Source organism: Streptomyces sp. NPDC050433 (genome assembly GCF_044458565.1).
Taxonomy (GTDB): domain Bacteria; phylum Actinomycetota; class Actinomycetes; order Streptomycetales; family Streptomycetaceae; genus Streptomyces.
Window position 1 is genome coordinate 17510 of record NZ_JBITIB010000020.1, and the last position, 15933, is coordinate 33442.

Consider the following 15933-nt stretch of genomic DNA (forward strand, 5'->3'; position numbering starts at 1 on the left):
AAGGACTCATCGCCATGCCCCATGCTCCCGTGCGCCCAGGACCCGCCTCCGCGAAGGCTCCCGTCCGGCTGCTCCGCCTGCTCCTCGTCGGAGCCGGAGGGCGCGGCAGCGTCTACGCCAGCCACGCCGCCTCCACCGGCCGCGCGCAGGTGGTCGCCGTCGCGGAACCCGACCGGCGCCGCGCCGACGAGGCCCGCCAGGTCCACCCCGATGCGGCGTTCTTCGACGACTGGCGGGAACTCGCCGAGACGGCACCCGAGGCGGACGCGGTGATCATCGCGACTCTGGACCCCGACCACGTCGAGCCGGCCGCGCGGTTCGCCGAACTCGGCTACCACATCCTGCTGGAGAAGCCGATGGCCACCAACGAGGGGGGCACCCGGGCCATCGCCGCCGCCGTCGAGCGTGCCAACGTGATGCTTTCCGTATGCCACGTCCTGCGCTACACCCCCTACACCGCCGGTGTGAAGGAGATCGTCGACTCCGGCCGGCTCGGCGACATCGTCAGCATCGAACACCTGGAGCCGGTCGGCTGGTGGCACCAGGCCCACTCCTACGTCCGCGGCAACTGGCGCCGCGAGGACCTCGCCGTCCCGATGCTCCTCGCCAAGTCCTGCCACGACCTGGACTGGATCTCCTACATCATCGACCGGCCGGTGCGCCAGGTCTCCTCCTTCGGCAGCCTCATGCACTTCCGCCCCGAGAACCGCCCCGTCGCCGCCGCAGACAACTGCCTGGACTGCCCGGTGGAGCCCGACTGCCCGTACTCCGCCAAGCGGCTCTACCTCGGGTGCCTCGGCGACCCGGGCCTCGAGCGCTGGCCCCTGGGCGCTGTCACCGACGCCCGCACCCCCGAAGGTGTCGAGCAGGCACTGCGCGAGGGCCCGTACGGGCGCTGCGTGTACGCCTGCGACAACGACGTGGTCGACCACCAGGTCGTCAACCTCGAATACGAAGGCGGGGCCACCGCCTCGTTCACCATGACCGCGTTCACCCCGCTCGCGCAGCGCAAGACCCGGATCTTCGGCACTCGCGGCTACCTCGACGGCGACGGCGTGCGGGTCACGGTCACCGACTTCGTCACCGGCCAGGAGGAGACCCTCGTCCTCGGCCTCGAGGGCCCCGACGCGGGCAGCGGCCACGGCGGCGGCGACGAGCGCCTGGTGGATGCCTTCCTCGACGCTCTCACCACCGGCGACCCCACCCACATCCTCTCGGACCCGGCCACCAGTCTGGAAAGCCACATGGTCGCCTGGGCCGCCGAGCGCTCCCGCCGCAGCGGCACCGTGCAGACCCTGGTCCGCTGACCACGAGTCGCGCGAAGGAGGGCCAGTGACACGGGGCGTCCCATGGCCGGGGACACGGGCGGCCACCACGGGGTGCCCGAAAGGAGCAAGTAACCGTGGTTGCCGTCGCGGCACAGGGATCAAGGCCGCACGGCTGAACATCGAAGGCCGCACGGAGCAGAGCCTCCACTGGCCAACCTCCGTGCGGGACGGACCCGATGTGGAGGTTGCCGCAGTGGGTGAGGCCGCCGCCCCACCCATGCGGACACCGCCGCCGTCGGCCTGTGTACTGCGGGACTGCCCGACATCGGAGCCGGGACGGTCCGGTTCGCTCCCAACCTGGGACCGCGCGACGTCGCCTTGGTATCCGCGGTCGCGGAACGGCCCAAGGCACCAGTGGCCCTGCGGCACGATGTATGTGCGGCGAACCTGGCCGAGCGGCGCCTGGGCGCCGGGCGGGGTGTCGACGACTTCCTCGTGGTGGTGCTCGGCACCAGGTCGTCCTCTCCATCGTCGGCGTGGACCAGGTGCCGCAGTTGGACTACTACCGGGCCAAGGCCCTCCAGAAGGCACTGCTCCGGCAGGGGCCGACGCCGTACTCGATCGTCCGCGCCACCCAGTTCTTCGAGTTCATGGACGCGGTGCTGTCCTGGAGCTCCGACGCGGAGACCGTACGGTGCCCGCCACCCGTATCCAGCCGATGGCCGCGGACATCGTGGCCGCGGTGGTGGACGTCGCGACCGGCGCGCCGCTGGGGGGAATCCGGAACATCGCCGGGCCGGACGTCTTCCCTCTCGAAGAGCTCGGCAGGATCACCGTGGCGGCACAGGGGGATGCCCGGAACGTCGTCCAGCTTGTTGGACAATTGGCTCCGGCCAGGTACGGGCCATCTGCCGCATGTATTTGACGTTGCTGCGGCTGAAGCCGCGCTGGTTGGGGAACTCCGTCCGCAGCTCGGTGGAGATCCGGTCGATGACCTTGGCCAATCGCCCCGTTCCGGTACGCGTCCGCCGAAGACCGCCCGTTGACGGGTATTGGCAACCAGGTCGTAACCAGAACACCCCTGTTGCTCTACGCGCGTGGACTCTAGGCTGCCGCTCGCAGCTGTTCTCGCTCACACGGAACTTCAAGCGGAAGCAACAAGGGGACCGATGTCACCGACACCGAAGAAAAACCGCACGGCCCGGCGGGTGCTCGCCGGCGTGGCCGGGCTTGCCACATTCGGCGCTCTCGCCGTCGCGGCGCCCGCAGCCGTCGGGGCGCAGGACGGGCCGGACCGCGGGCACCCCACGCCCCGCACCGTGGACGTCCAGCTGCTGTCCTTCAACGACCTGCACGGGAACCTGGAGCCGCCGGCCGGGTCCTCGGGCAATGTGAACGAGATCCAGGCCGACGGCAGCGTCAAGGCTGTTCCCGCCGGTGGTGTCGAGTATCTGGCCAGCTCGCTGCGGACCGCGCGCAAGGGCAACCCGTACTCCATCACCGCCGCGGCCGGCGACATGGTCGGCGCGAGCCCGCTGCTGTCCGGGCTGTTCCACGACGAGCCCACCGTCGAGGCGCTCAACAAGATCGACCTCGACGTCTCGGCCGTGGGCAACCACGAGTTCGACGAGGGCTCCGCCGAGCTGACCCGCCTGCAGAACGGCGGCTGTCACCCGACGGCCGGCTGCTTCGAGGAGGGCAAGGAGTTCCAGGGCGCCGACTTCCCCTACCTGGCGGCCAACGCCACGTACGAGAAGTCCGGCAAGCCGGTCCTCAAGCCCTACACCGTCTGGAAGAAGGACGGCGTCAAGGTCGGCTTCATCGGCGTGACCCTGGAGGGCACCCCGAACATCGTCACCGCCGAGGGCGTCAAGGGCCTGAAGTTCCACGACGAGATCGAGACCGTCAACAAGTACGCCAAGGAACTGGACCGCCAGGGCGTCAAGTCGATCGTCGCGCTGATCCACGAGGGCGGGGCCCCGGCCTCCACCTCGTACAACTACGACTGCGACAGCCCCGGCCCCGGTGACGGGATCTCGGGTCCGATCGTCGACATCGCGAAGGGCATCACGCCCAAGGTCGACGCGCTGGTCACGGGCCACACGCACCAGGCGTACGCGTGCACCGTGCCCGACCCGGCGGGCAACGACCGCATGGTCACCTCGGCGTCGTCTTTCGGCAAGGTCTACACGGACACCACGCTCACCTACGACCTGCGGACAAAGGACATCGTCCGTACGAAGGTGAAGTCGGCCAACCACGTCGTGAGCCGTGCCCAGGCCAAGGCCCAGGACATGACCGACCTGATCACGCGGTGGAACAAGACCGCCGCGCCGATCGCGGGCGCCCCGCAGGGCTACATCTCCGCCGACATCAACGGCCGCGGCTCCGGCACGCTCGAGCAGCCGCTCGGCAACCTCATCGCCGACGCGCAGCTCGCGGGCACGTCCCCGGCCGACAAGGGCGGCGCGCAGCTGGCGTTCATGAACCCCGGCGGTATCCGCTCCGACCTCGTGTACGCCGCTTCGGGTGGCGAGGGCGACGGCGTGGTGACGTACGGCGAGGCGTTCACCGTGCAGCCGTTCACCAACATGATGAACGTCGTGGACCTGACCGGCGCGCAGGTCATCACCGCGCTCCAGCAGCAGGTCAGCGGCTCCAACGCGGCGTCGCCCAAGATCCTCCAGGTCTCGAAGGGCTTCACCTACACGCTGGACCTGACCAAGACAGGCGCCGACCGGATCGTCACCGACTCGGTGAAGCTGAACGGCGAGGCGCTGGACCCGGCGAAGACGTACCGCGTCGCGATGAACGAGTTCCTCGGCGGCGGCGGCGACGGCTTCCCGGCACTGGGCGAGGGCAAGAACAAGCTGGTCGGCGCGTCCGACCTGGACCTGTTCAACGCCTACCTCGCGGCGAACTCCACGGCCACCACGCCGCTGGCGCCGCCGGCGATGGACCGGATCACGGTCATCCAGTAGTCACCGGAGCAGCCTGACCGAAGGGCGGCGGGACGGATACTCGTCCCGCCGCCCTTCGCCGTCATGTACCGCACGCCGGTCGCGGCGGGCCGATCGGTGCGCTCCCTACGTGCCGAGCCGCAACGTGAGTTCGGCCAGGTCGGCCACGAACCAGATGTCCCGGCCGCGGTTCGCCTCCCGTACGAGATCGGGCAGGGCCGCGCTGGCCAGCAGATGGTGCGAGATGTCGCCGACCACGGCCAGCCGGAGCCGGTAGGTGGCGAACTTCTGGAGAATCTCGCCGGCCAGCCCGCTGCTGAGGTCGTAGAAGCTGTCGTCGAACCGCCCGGCCGGGACCGCGATCAGCTCCGCGCCCTGGAAGGCCATGCCGACGAGGTGGTCGAGCGCGTCCTGCACGGTGGCTATCGGCGCGCCGTCGGGGTCGCAGACGAGTACCGGTACGCCGTGGTGTTCCACGATCAGGTCAGGCATGGTCGATCCCCCATCCTTCGGTGGGCAGCAGGTCGTTGCCCGGCCCCAGCACACTGTCGAGCAGGTTCAGCACGGCGGCGGTGTCGGCGGCGCCGCCGAGGACCACGATCTTCATGCGGGCCCGCTCCTTGTCGTAGACCACCTGGATACGCAGGGAGTCCGCGGTGTCCCGCACGGCCTGCACGCTCGCCGTGACGAGGGTGCTCAGCCGGCTCGCCGATTCCGGGCTGACCGAGTCGATCTGCACGATGCTCGACACCTCGACGTGCCGCCCGCGCGGAATACCGCCCGCGCTGGGTTCCTCGGTCTCCGGCGCGCTGGTCAGCGCCTCGAAGTCGGCCCGGCTGATGCGGTACTGCTTGCCGATCCGAACGGCCTTCAGCCGCCCGTCACGGACGTAGTTCCGCACCGTCCGCACATGCAGTCCCAGCCGCTCGGCGACCTCACCGACCGAGTACAGCTCGTGCTCATCCCTCTCCATATGCGCGAATGCTACCGCAAGCTTCCCTATTGGTGAGTCAGAGGGGAAGATAGGGAGTGATCAGCCCAGTGACGCGCTCGCCACGCGCAGCTCGTCCAGGGCCGCCAGAACGTACCCGGCCAGCTCGTCCTTGGCGTCACGCTCGCCCTCGGACCATGCGGCGAACCCTCGTTTGAAGGCGAGGACGCCCAGCTCGCCCGCGAGAGCCGCGGTCGGATCGGGTACGCCGCGGGCGACCAGGGCGGTCGTGATCGTGGCGGCGAGGGCCACGGTCTTGAGGGCGTCGCGCTCCTGGAGTTCGACGCAGGCGGCGATGGCCGCCTCCACGCGCGGGGCGAGTTCGCGATTGATGGGGCCCATCGCGGTCGACGCGCGCTCAAGGCCGGCGGCGACCGCCGCCAGCGGGCCGGCGTCGCCGGGTGCCTCGGTGATCCCCTCGGTCAGCAGCCGGCCCAGCGTCTCCTGTCCGGCCACCAACAGCTCGCGCTTGTCGGGGAAGTGCCGGAAGAAGGTGCTTTTGGTGACCCCGGCGCGCTCGGCGATCTGCGCGACTGTCGTGGCGTCGTACCCCTGTTCGGTGAACAGGTCGAGGGCAGCGATGACGAGGCGTTCGCGCGCTCCCGGTTCCCATCGGCCCATGGGCTCATCATAGGTGATGGGACCTTTGGCCCATCACCTTGCTAGGCTGACGGGACAAGAGTCCCATCACTTGCGGAGAGTCCCATGCGCGTCTTCATCACCGGTGGCACCGGCCTGATCGGATCCGCCGTCGTCCCCGAGCTGCTCGGCAACGGCCACACCGTCCTCGCACTCGCCCGCTCCGACGCGTCGGCGCTGGCCGCCGAGGCGGCCGGTGCCGACGCGCTGCGCGGATCCCTCACCGATCTGGACGTCCTTCGCGCCGGCGTCGCCCAGTCCGACGGCGTGATCCACCTGGCGTTCGCCAACGACTTCAGCAGCCTTGAGGCGTTGAGGAAGGGGATCGCCGACGAAAGCGGCGCCCTCGCGACCCTCGGCGAGGAACTCGTCGGCAGCGACCGCCCCTTCGTCACCGTCTCGGGTACGCCCCTTGTGCCTGGCCGCGCCTCGACCGAGGCCGACCCGCTGCCGACCGAGGGGCCGATCGGTGACCGCAGTCGCGCGGTCACGGCGGTGCTGGGCCTGGCCTCGCGGGGGGTCCGGAGCACGGCCGTACGCATGCCGCGCACGGTTCACAACCAGGGCACGGGCGGGTTCGCCGGTCTGCTGACCGACATCGCACGCCGGAACGGAGTCTCCGGCGTTCCGGGCGACGGCGCCCAGCGCTGGCCGGCCGTGCACGCGCTCGACGCGGCGGTTCTCTTCCGGATCGCGATGGAGCGGGCGGAGGCCGGTACCGCCTGGCACGCCGTGGCCGACGAGGGGGACAAGGTGCGTGACATCGCGGCGGTCATCGGCCGGCGGCTGGGCGTACCGGTCGAGTCGGTGCCGGAGGAGACGTACGGCGGCCTCGGCCCGATCTTCTCGATGGACCAGCCCTCGTCCAGCACCCACACCCGGCAGGCGCTCGGCTGGGAGCCGAAGCAGCCCAGCCTTCTGGAGGATCTGGAGAACATCGAGCCCTGACCCCTCTGGCACCCGCGCGCGCCGGCCGAGTTCCGGCTCGGCGGCGCGGGGCCGAGGGCCGGTCAGGAGATGGCGGAGTAGCCGTGGTTCACGATGCGCTGCGCGGCCACGTCGTAGACGCCCGGGTCCGTCGGGATGTCGGTGTCGAGGCAGGTGACATACCGGTTGAACAGGCAGAACGACGCCGCGATCAGTACGGTGTCATGGATCTCCTCGTCGCTCGCACCCTCCTCGCGAGCCGCGGCGACGACCTCCGGCGGGAGCACCTTCACCTCGCCGCGCACCTCGCCCGCGATCCGCAGCAGCGCCCGAAGCTTGGGCGTGACGGGCGCCTCGTCGATGTCGTGCAGGACCGCCTTGACCAGGTCGTGACCGCCCTCCAGCTGGGCGGCGGCGAAGGCGCTGTGCGAGCCGGCGCAGAACGGTGTCTCGTTGAGGTCCGAGGTGTACGCCGCGATCAGTTCGCGCTCTCCGCGGCTCAGCGTCAGCGGGCCGCGCAGCATGACCTCGGCCAGCTGGTTCAACGGGGCGGCGGTGTCGGGGCGGTTGCGCATGAGTCCGCTGATGCCGGGCAGGTCGTTGTTGAGGCTGATATGGGCCATATCGGGGTCTCCCAGGGCTTGTCCGTCGGCTGGGAATGGATGACGTAATTGTCCGGCAGACCCGCGACGGCGGCCCACTCCCGGATTGCGCTCTCGGTCGGGGCTGCACGCCCTAGTGGGAAGGTCCCACCACTGAGTCGGCTATGTCGTCCGACGCGAACTGCCGCAGCCAGTCGGCGAATCGGCGCCCGTACGCCTCCGAGGCCGCGTCCAGGATCGTGCTGGGGTTTTCGGGGCGCGTGAGCCCGAAGGTACGCCGCAGCCAGATCACGTAGTCGTGGTGGTCCATGCTGCGGTCGTCGTCCTCGTCCTCGTCAGGGGCGAACCACTCGTCGTCGAGCGCGAGCAGCCGGAACAGGTCCCGCAGCCCGATCGCCACCACGTCGAGATCCCCTTCGTCGCCGAAGCGGATGACGGGCAGGGTGGCGAGATCGGCCCGGTCGTCGCACCGCCACAGCGCGTAGAACGAGCCGGAGCCGGTGGCCTGGGCGAAGTAAACGAGCCGCGCGAGATGCCCCGGCAGCTCAGGGTCCTGCGAACCGGCCATGTCCAGCCAGTGGATGAACACGTCGTCCGGCTGCCCGTACTCGTACATCTCGAAGCCGTCGGAGAAACAAGGCTGTTGGTCGTAGAACTCCTTGAGCAGATTCAGCTCGGGGATGGGTGAGTACGCGTCACTCATGGGGGGCTCTCCACGGCGTCGAGGTTCGATCACCACTGACGCTAACCGTTCCTCATCAGTGAGCAGGAGTGCCGGCCAGGCGTGAGGGACGGATCGCCCGGAACGGCGCGGGTGTCAGCGGAGGTTGTCGCCCCAGCCGCCCTGGATCATCGTCTGGAACGCCCACTCCCCACTCCGCTTGATCAGGACGTCCGCGTAGCGCAGCCGCTGGGTTTCGCCTCCGGCCGTCATTGTCGAGTCGGTGAAGACGACGACCATCGCGGAGGTGAGGAAGACGGGTGTCCTGACGGAATCGAAGGTGATGTCACCGTCACCGCTGTCACCCATCACCTGCGTCATCGTCCCGATGAACTGCTCCCTGTCCCACTGCGCCGACGCGCCGTCGCCGGCCGAGTCGTCGCTGACGAGGTTGAGCGGAAAGACGGCGAGGTCGGCCATCCGCTCGATCTCACGCTTGGCGCTGTGTGCGTCGTACGCGGCGAACCACGCGTCGATGGAGGCGAGTTCGGCGGCGGTCGGGGTGTATCCGGTGTCGGGCAGCAGGGGCATGGTGTCTCCCGTGACTCATTGGTCAAGCTTGACTAGTTCGCCCGAAGTGTATGTCCGTCCCAGACTGCTAGTCAAACTTGATTAATGGTGAATCGAAGGCCCCGTCCCCCGCCCCAGGCAGCTCAACGCCTCCATCGCCTCGCGCTCCACACGCGCAAGATCACGGAGGACCGTGCCCGCCTGCGGGAGGTCCCGCCGCGGGCATCAATGCCGCTCACCTTCGTCATGCCACGCTCCTCCCCATCGTCACTTCGTAAAGAGTTCGACGCCCCTGCCGCATCCTGGCACCGTGGCGCACTGTGACGAATTTCGAGCCTATGACCGCCGCCGACCTTCAGCTCATGCAAGGTCTGGCGCAGCGTGTCACCGCCATCCGCCCGGACCTGGTGAACGGCGACGCGGCTCTCGGTGAGCTGGCCTGGAACTGGGGCAAGGGGTACGCCGACACTGGTGCGAGCTGGCGGCGGCGGCTGTGGTTCGCCGACGGGGATCTCGTGGCGTGGGGCTGGGCCTGGCTGCCGCGCCGGGCGCGGCGCAGCGACGGGTCGGTGAAGGACGTCACCGGCGCGCATCTCGTGTATCAGGTGCATCCCGACCATGCCGGGCTGGTCGACGAGGTGATCGGCTGGTACGACGGTACGGCGGCGGACATCGAGCGCAGGGTGACGCCGAGCGCCGCCGATGAGTTCGCCCTGAAGCGATGGGCGGCACACGGTTACGAGACCGACCCGGACTCGCTCGGGGACACCGGATCCTGGATCCAGGTCAACGAGCGCGACCTCACCGACGTTGCAGAGCCGGTGCTGCCGGACGGATTCCGCTTCCGCACCGCCGGCGAGGCCGGGCCGCGGGCCGCTGTTCAGGCCCATCTGGACGCCTGGGCTCCGTCACCGTACACAGCGGAGGCGTACGAGGGCGTCCGGCGGACGGCCCCGTACCGCGGCGATCTGCACGTCCTGGTCGAGGCGCCGGACGGAACGATGGCCGCGTCGACCATCATGTGGCTCGACGAAGCGAACCGCACCGCCGAGTTCGAGCCCGTCGGTACTCACCCGGACTACCGCCGTCTGGGGCTGGGAAGGGCGATGCTCCTGCACGGGATGCGTCTGGCGCGGGCGGCGGGGGCCGATCACATGACGGTCGCCTGCCTGGGGGCGCCGGGGCATCCACGGGCGCGCGGGCTGTACTACGGCGTCGGGTTCCGGGAGTTCGCGCGGGACGCGCCGCTCATCAGGACCGTGGCCTGAGAGAGGCGCGAATTGGGCCCTGTCGGTGCGTGATGCGTGCACGCCATAATTCGGCTCATGGTCACAGACAGAGGTACAACTCCCCCCACCAGTACTGGACTTGGCCGCCGAGGAATCCTCGCCAGCGCTCTCGCCGTCTCCGCCACCGCCGTTGTCGGTACGGCCTCCACCACGGCGGCCACGGCGGCGACGACCTTGCGCGCCAAGGCGCGGCGCGCCCTCGCCCCCTCCGACTGGCTCGCCAGGATCGGCGACTCGACTCCCGTACAGCGCCTCACACTTCCCGGCACCCACAACTCCGGTGCGCGCAGCGGTGGTCTGTACGTCGCCTGCCAAGGGACCACCATCGCCGACCAGTTGAACAGCGGTGTGCGGTTCCTGGACATACGCTGCCGGGCGTTCGAGAACGCCTTCCCGATCCACCACGCCGCGTACTACCAGAACCTCAACTTCGACGACGTTCTCACCGCGTGCCGCGACTTCCTCCGGGCGCACCCCTCCGAGACCGTACTGATGCGACTCAAGCAGGAGTACTCGACCGAGAGCGACGCGGAGTTCCGGCGGATCTTCGACACCTACCTGGACGGGAAGGGCTGGCGTTCCCTCTTCCGGCTCGACAGCAACCTGCCCGCCCTCGGCGAGGCGCGCGGCAAGGTCGTGCTGCTCGCGGACAACGGCGGTCTGCCGGGTGTGCGGTACGGGGACGGCGGGCTGTTCGACATCCAGGACGACTACATGGCCGAGCCGGGCGCCAAGTTCCCCAAGATCGAGGCGCACTTCCGTAAGGCCGTACAGCAGCCGGGCAAGCAGTTCATCAACTTCGTCAGCACGGCGGCGCTGCTGCCGCCCCGCTGGAACTCCGACCGGCTGAACCCGCAGGTGCACACGCTGCTCGACGGGTCGGAAGGGGCCGGCTGGCGCGGACTGGGCATCGTGCCGCTGGACTTCCCGGAGACCAGGGGCGGATTGGTGGACTCGCTGATCCGGCACAACGGCTGACGGCCGACCCGCTGACGGGCTGACGGCCGACAGCTGACGGAAGGCAGGAGGCTGGGGGCCGGGCCGGCGTGCGGTCAGTACGCGGGCCCGGCCTGGCCGCGAGGTGCGCGAGGCGAGGCCGCCATTCGAACCCTCCTCGCACCTCCCTGCCCGCGCGCCTCCCTCCGCTCGACTCGGGCTCCGCTTGACTGCCCGCGTATCCGTCGGCATGCCCTGAAAGGTCGCAGAGATGAAGCTCACGGTGATCGGTGGTACCGGAATGATCGGCTCCCAGGTGGTCGGGAAGCTGAACGCCGCCGGACATGAGGCCTTCCCCGCCGCCCTGTCCACGGGCGTCGACATGCTCACGGGCCAGGGCCTGGACCAGGCGGTCAAGGGTGCCGAGGTCGTGATCAACGTGGCGAACTCGCCCACCTTCGACGAGAAGTCGCTGGATTTCTTCCGTACCTCCATGGACAACGTGCTCGCCGCCGGGGAGAGGGCCGGTGTCCGGCACCAGGTGATCCTGTCCATCGTCGGTGTGGACGAGGTGCCGCAGCTCGACTACTACCGGGCCAAGGCGCTTCAGGAGGAACTGCTCCGACAGGGGCCGACGCCGTACTCCATCGTCCGCGCCACCCAGTTCTTCGAGTTCATGGACGCGGTCATCTCCATGACCTCCGACGGGGAAACGGTCCGGCTGCCCGCCACCCGCGTCCAGCCGATGGCCGCGGCGGACGTCGTGTCGGCGGTCGTGGAGGCCGCCACCGGCGCGCCGCTCGGGGGAATCCGGAACGTCGCGGGACCGGACATCTTCCCCCTCGACGAGCTGGGCAGGATCACCCTGGCCGCGAAGGAGGACGCGCGGACCGTCGTCACCGACGCCGGGGCCGGGATGTTCGCGGCCGTCCCCGGCGACGTACTCCTCGCGGGGCCGGACGCACGTCTGGCGGGCACGCACTACCGGGACTGGCTCCGCGAAACCCACTGAGAGGCCCGCTCGGAGGCCTGCTCGGGGCCTCGTTCGGAGGCCCGCCGACCGGGCGGGCAGCGCCTGGCCCTGCGCGTATGTGCCCGCCGTGCTGTACTGGCCAGATGGAGCGCAAGCACACGCGAGCGCACACACCGGCGTTCGTCACACACGCTGTCAGGCCCGGCAGGGCGGCCTCCGATGCCGTGAGCGCCGAGCAGGTGGAACGGGTGCGCACCAGGGTGCGGCTCCTGGTCGAGATCACCGCGCGGGCCGGATCGTACCGGAAAGGCCTGGTCAAGGCCGCCGAGCACCTCACCCCCGAAGAAGCGGTGGTCCTCTCCGATCTGGCATGGCACGGGTTGCAGGTACCGCAGTTGCGGGACGTGCTGCGCGGCGGCCATGTGCTGGTGGACGATCCGCAGCTGTACGAGAAGTGGCGGTTCACCAAGGGCAGCCATCCGCGGCTGTCCAGCCATCACCGTGACATCGACAAGTCCGTCTACCCCGACATCGGAATGCGCGGACACGTCGTACGGGAGAAACTGCACGGTCGTACGACGCAGGGCACCTGGGTGCAGCTGGAGAAGACGCCGGCCGCGTTCGGTGGGCCCAAGCTGCCCCGGCCGAGCGATCTGCGGCACCTGGTGGATTACGTGGTGTACAAGTTCACCGACAGCAACGTCGGGCCCTGGGGTCTGTCGCGGATGACCGAGAGGCGCCCGCTGTATCTCTCGCCGGTCCTGGCGGTGCCCACGTCCCTGACGCCGCCGATCGCGCGGTCCGTGACCCGGGCGCTGCGCCGGATCGAGGCGAACGACGACGTCACCTCCGCCTCACAGGAACTCGCGGCCCGCTTCCCGCCACCGGACCGGCCGGATCTGGCCGGGGAGTTGGGCGCGGCGCTGTCCGGCCGGGCCGGCCGGGGGCTGTTCGGCAACTCCGACGTGTGGGTGACGCAGACGCCGTCCCGTACCGCCGCCGCGGTTCTTCGCGGCGGGAGGTCGAGAGGAGGTTCGTCATGAGCGACGATCAGCGCGGCACTGCTGCGGCATCGCCTTCACCGGGGTCACCGGGCGAGGCGTCCGTTCCCGAGGGGCTGGTCACGGCCGTGGTGGATCTGGTGAACACCGGGCCGGTGCTGCTCGGTGCGTACACCATCGCCGAACTCACCGCCGTGGACGCGATCGTGGACTTCCTGGAGGCCCGGCCGTCGGAGGACGAACTCGCCGAGGCCGTCCGCTCGTTGGCCGCACGCCAACTGCTCCTGGCGGGCTCCTCCGACTCCTCCGACTCCTCCGACTCTTCGGACTCCTCCGGCGAGGAGGTCCAGGTGCGGGGAGACCTGGGCATCGCCGTGGCGTTCCAGCAGCGGGCCAGGAGGGTGCTCGACGCCCGTACGACCGGAACGGAGCCGGGCGAGCCGTGGCGCATCCTGCTGCTGCCCCAGCCCGAGCGGATCTGCCTGATGGTCCGCATCGACGCGCTCGGCGTCCACCAGATCGGCCTCTACAAGCTCGACGAGGCGCTTCGTACACTCACCGAGTGGCTGCCGCGGGGCTCGTCGGCGGACAGCGACGAGTCGACGGACGCCGATGCCGTGCTGACCGGGTCGGAGCGTTCCGCGCTGGTCACCGTCACCGAGTACACGGCGGTGGGCTCGGCCGAGACGGCGGGCGCCAGCACCGACCTGGTCATGGCCCGTAACGAGGGGAAGCTGCACGTCCTGTCACGGGACCCGCGGGACCGGGACAGGCTGGTGCCGGACCCGGCGGGTGACGGCGGCAAGGACGGGGTCCGCGACAGGCTGGAGGACCTGCTGGCCGCCTGAGGGAAAGTCAAGGCGGGCGTCGCCGCCCCGCACCCAGGGCGACCCGGCGTACGGCGCCCTGCCGGCGAACGCGTCGAAGAGGGCTCTCTACATCGTGGGCGGCGGGGTCGCCGCCCCCGGAATCCGGATCGCCGCCACCGTGCCGCCCCCCGCCGCCCGGCGCAGCGCGATCTCGCCGCCCGTCTGCTGCACCGTGCGCGCGACGATCGACAGGCCGAGGCCCGAGCCCGGCAGCGCGCGGGCCGACGGGGAGCGCCAGAAGCGTTCGAAGACGTGGGGCAGTTCCTCCGGCGGGATGCCGGGGCCGTGGTCCCGTACCGTCAGCTCGCCCCGCTCGCTCAGCGCGACCTCGATGGCCGCGCCCGGCGGGCTGAACTTCACCGCGTTGTCGAGGACGTTGACCAACGCCCGTTCCAGCGCGGCCGGTTCGGCCCGTACGTACCAGGGGCGCAGCGTCACCTCTATCGTCAGGTCCGGCCCGCGCAGCCGGGCGCGTTCCAGGGCGCTCTCCACGATCGTGTGCAGCGCGACGACCTGGAGGGGGCCCGGATCGGCGGCGTCCGGCCGGGACAGTTCCTGGAGGTCGCCGATCAGCGAGGCCAGCTCCGTCATCTGCGCCTTCACCGATGCCATCAGCGCCGTACGGTCCTCCGGGGGGATCGCGCGGCCGGTCTCCTCGCTGCGGGCGAGCAGTTCGACGTTCGTACGCAGGGAGGTCAGCGGTGTACGCAACTCGTGGCCCGCGTCGGCGATGAGCTGCGCCTGGCGGTCGCGCGAGGAGGCGAGCGCCGCCGTCATGGAGTTGAAGGAGCGGGAGAGGCGGGCGATCTCGTCCTCACCCTCGGCGGGGATGCGCAGGCTCAGGTCCTCCGTACGCGCGACATGCTCGACCGCGCGGGTCAGCCCGTCGACCGGCCGCAGACCGGTCCTGGCGATCCAGAGCCCGGCGGCGCCCGCGCCGATGACTCCGGCGCCGGCGACGGCGGTGAGCAGCAGGGCGAGACGGTTCAGCGAGGCGTCGATCTCGTCGAGGGGGCGGGAGACGGAGACGGCCTGCACGCCGGCCGGGCCGAGGAGGACCCGCTGGGTGTGTACGCGTACCGGAGCGCCGTCGTCGGTGGTGGAGTTGTGCAGGGTGTTGTCTTCCGTACCGCGGGCGACGTCGACGTCGGAGGGCTGGACCTTCACCGGCTGCGAGGACGCCTCCACGCAGCGGCTGCCGTCGCGGCCGACGATCTGGACGTACGCGAAGGGGGAGTTGGGCGGCTCCGGGGAGCTCTGACCCAGGGCGCACCGGTTCAGCGCGTCCTGCACGAGGTTGGTGGGCGCCGAGGTGTTGCGGAGCGAGTTGTCCAGCTCGGACTGGAGCTGGGCGCGGGTCAGCAGCCAGCACGCGACGGCCGCCGCCGCGACGGCGACGGCGACCGCGGTGGCGACGAGCATCGCGAGGCGGGAGCGGAGGGGCAGCGTACGCAACCGCCGGGCGAGCGAGGTCACTCGGCGCCGCCGTGCGTGCTCGCCCCATCGGCGCGCAGCGCGTAACCCACCCCGCGCACCGTGTGCACGAGGCGTGGCTCGCCGCCGCTCTCCGTCTTGCGCCGCAGATACATCACGTACACGTCCAGCGAGTTGGAGCTGGGCTCGAAGTCGAAGCCCCAGACGGCCTTCAGGATCTGCTCGCGCGTCAGCACCTGACGCGGGTGGGCCAGAAACATCTCAAGGAGGGTGAATTCGGTACGGGTCAGCTCCACCCGGCGCGTGCCCCGTGTGACCTCGCGCGTCGCCAGGTCCATCCGCAGATCGGCGAAGGCCAGGACGTCGTCCTGCGGCGGTTCGACGCCCGCCGAGCCCGCGTACGAGCTGCGGCGCAGCAGGGCGCGGATCCGGGCGAACAGCTCGTCCAGCTCGAAGGGCTTCACGAGGTAGTCGTCGGCGCCCGCGTCGAGCCCGGTGACCCGGTCGCCGACCGTGTCGCGGGCCGTGAGCATCAGGATCGGCACGGTGGACCCGGTGGCGCGCAGCCGGCGGGCCGCCGTCAGCCCGTCCATGCGCGGCATCTGGATGTCGAGCACGATCAGGTCGGGGTGGTAGACGGCGGCCTTGGCGAGCGCGTCGACGCCGTCGACGGCGACCTCGGTCCCGTACCCGTCGAAGGCGAGGCTGCGTTGCAGCGCCTCGCGGACGGCGGGCTCGTCGTCGACGATCAGGACGCGTTGCGGATCGCCTTCGGCGGGGCTCATGTCGTCGCTCTTTCTGTGAAGGATCTCT

Annotated in this window: 16 protein-coding genes and 2 pseudogenes; 10 read left to right on the forward strand and 8 right to left on the reverse strand. The window is 70.3% G+C overall.

All coding sequences use genetic code 11. From position 1 onward, the window contains the following. The first annotated feature begins 14 nt into the window (after positions 1-14). The 4 genes and pseudogenes from ACIBLA_RS23765 to ACIBLA_RS23780 all read left to right on the forward strand — a co-directional run bounded on the left by ACIBLA_RS23765 (position 15) and on the right by ACIBLA_RS23780 (position 4249). On the forward strand, positions 15-1307 hold the full coding sequence (locus ACIBLA_RS23765) for a Gfo/Idh/MocA family protein (protein WP_399199792.1): 1293 nt from the start codon (positions 15-17) through the stop codon (positions 1305-1307). Positions 1308-1592: 285 nt separating this feature from the next. Then, positions 1593-1721: pseudogene (locus tag ACIBLA_RS23770) on the forward strand (ROK family protein); the annotation flags it as partial. A gap of 41 nt (positions 1722-1762) precedes the next feature. Next, positions 1763-2136, forward strand: a pseudogene (locus ACIBLA_RS23775) (SDR family oxidoreductase); the annotation flags it as partial. A gap of 301 nt (positions 2137-2437) precedes the next feature. Beyond that, the gene (locus ACIBLA_RS23780; protein WP_399199793.1) at positions 2438-4249 is read left to right on the forward strand and encodes a bifunctional metallophosphatase/5'-nucleotidase; all 1812 of its coding nucleotides are present in this window, start codon (positions 2438-2440) and stop codon (positions 4247-4249) included. Between the two features lie 105 nt (positions 4250-4354). On the opposite strand, the gene ACIBLA_RS23785 is transcribed toward ACIBLA_RS23780, so the two are convergent. Genes ACIBLA_RS23785 through ACIBLA_RS23795 form a run of 3 tightly spaced genes read right to left on the reverse strand, consistent with a single transcriptional unit; the run spans position 4355 to position 5840 of the window. Further along, positions 4355-4720, reverse strand: a complete 366-nt coding sequence (locus ACIBLA_RS23785) for a DUF4180 domain-containing protein (RefSeq protein ID WP_399199794.1) — start codon at positions 4718-4720, stop codon at positions 4355-4357. Continuing rightward, positions 4713-5201 (reverse strand): helix-turn-helix domain-containing protein, encoded by a 489-nt coding sequence (locus ACIBLA_RS23790; protein ID WP_363241034.1) that lies wholly within the window; start codon positions 5199-5201, stop codon positions 4713-4715. The genes ACIBLA_RS23785 and ACIBLA_RS23790 overlap by 8 nt, the downstream gene beginning before the upstream one ends. A 60-nt stretch (positions 5202-5261) precedes the next feature. Next, positions 5262-5840, reverse strand: a complete 579-nt coding sequence (locus ACIBLA_RS23795; protein ID WP_399199795.1) for a TetR/AcrR family transcriptional regulator — start codon at positions 5838-5840, stop codon at positions 5262-5264. A gap of 84 nt (positions 5841-5924) precedes the next feature. Between ACIBLA_RS23795 and ACIBLA_RS23800 the strand changes: the two genes are divergently transcribed. Further along, complete coding sequence (locus ACIBLA_RS23800; protein WP_399199796.1) at positions 5925-6806, forward strand: SDR family oxidoreductase; 882 nt, start codon at positions 5925-5927, stop codon at positions 6804-6806. A 62-nt stretch (positions 6807-6868) separates the two neighbouring features. On the opposite strand, the gene ACIBLA_RS23805 is transcribed toward ACIBLA_RS23800, so the two are convergent. From ACIBLA_RS23805 to ACIBLA_RS23815, 3 genes are all read right to left on the reverse strand, one after another. Beyond that, entirely contained in the window at positions 6869-7408 is a 540-nt protein-coding gene (locus tag ACIBLA_RS23805; RefSeq protein WP_363241037.1) for an alkylhydroperoxidase, read from the reverse strand. A gap of 112 nt (positions 7409-7520) precedes the next feature. Then, on the reverse strand, positions 7521-8090 hold the full coding sequence (locus ACIBLA_RS23810) for a hypothetical protein (RefSeq protein WP_399199797.1): 570 nt from the start codon (positions 8088-8090) through the stop codon (positions 7521-7523). A 114-nt stretch (positions 8091-8204) separates the two neighbouring features. Next, positions 8205-8639: a nuclear transport factor 2 family protein gene (locus tag ACIBLA_RS23815; RefSeq protein WP_363241039.1), complete on the reverse strand. Its 435-nt coding sequence runs from the start codon at positions 8637-8639 to the stop codon at positions 8205-8207. 299 nt (positions 8640-8938) lie between these two features. Here ACIBLA_RS23815 and ACIBLA_RS23820 point away from each other — a divergent pair, with 299 nt between their 5' ends. The 5 genes from ACIBLA_RS23820 to ACIBLA_RS23840 all read left to right on the forward strand — a co-directional run bounded on the left by ACIBLA_RS23820 (position 8939) and on the right by ACIBLA_RS23840 (position 13665). After that, entirely contained in the window at positions 8939-9886 is a 948-nt protein-coding gene (locus tag ACIBLA_RS23820) for a GNAT family N-acetyltransferase (RefSeq protein WP_363241040.1), read from the forward strand. A 57-nt stretch (positions 9887-9943) separates the two neighbouring features. Beyond that, positions 9944-10885 carry a phosphatidylinositol-specific phospholipase C gene (locus ACIBLA_RS23825; RefSeq protein ID WP_399199798.1) on the forward strand — a complete coding sequence of 314 codons (942 nt, stop codon included), beginning with the start codon at positions 9944-9946 and terminating at the stop codon, positions 10883-10885. 229 nt (positions 10886-11114) lie between these two features. Continuing rightward, positions 11115-11855 carry an SDR family oxidoreductase gene (locus tag ACIBLA_RS23830; RefSeq protein ID WP_399199799.1) on the forward strand — a complete coding sequence of 247 codons (741 nt, stop codon included), beginning with the start codon at positions 11115-11117 and terminating at the stop codon, positions 11853-11855. 185 nt (positions 11856-12040) lie between these two features. Continuing rightward, the gene (locus ACIBLA_RS23835) at positions 12041-12859 is read left to right on the forward strand and encodes a hypothetical protein (protein ID WP_399199800.1); all 819 of its coding nucleotides are present in this window, start codon (positions 12041-12043) and stop codon (positions 12857-12859) included. Then, positions 12856-13665 carry a hypothetical protein gene (locus ACIBLA_RS23840; protein ID WP_399199802.1) on the forward strand — a complete coding sequence of 270 codons (810 nt, stop codon included), beginning with the start codon at positions 12856-12858 and terminating at the stop codon, positions 13663-13665. The genes ACIBLA_RS23835 and ACIBLA_RS23840 overlap by 4 nt, the downstream gene beginning before the upstream one ends. 87 nt (positions 13666-13752) lie before the next feature. Here the strand turns inward: ACIBLA_RS23840 and ACIBLA_RS23845 are convergent, their stop codons facing one another. After that, complete coding sequence (locus tag ACIBLA_RS23845; protein ID WP_399199803.1) at positions 13753-15162, reverse strand: sensor histidine kinase; 1410 nt, start codon at positions 15160-15162, stop codon at positions 13753-13755. Continuing rightward, positions 15159-15905, reverse strand: coding sequence for a response regulator transcription factor (locus tag ACIBLA_RS23850; RefSeq protein WP_363241051.1), 747 nt, complete (start codon positions 15903-15905; stop codon positions 15159-15161). Before ACIBLA_RS23850 ends, ACIBLA_RS23845 begins: the two co-directional genes overlap by 4 nt. Between the last annotated feature and the right edge of the window lie 28 nt (positions 15906-15933).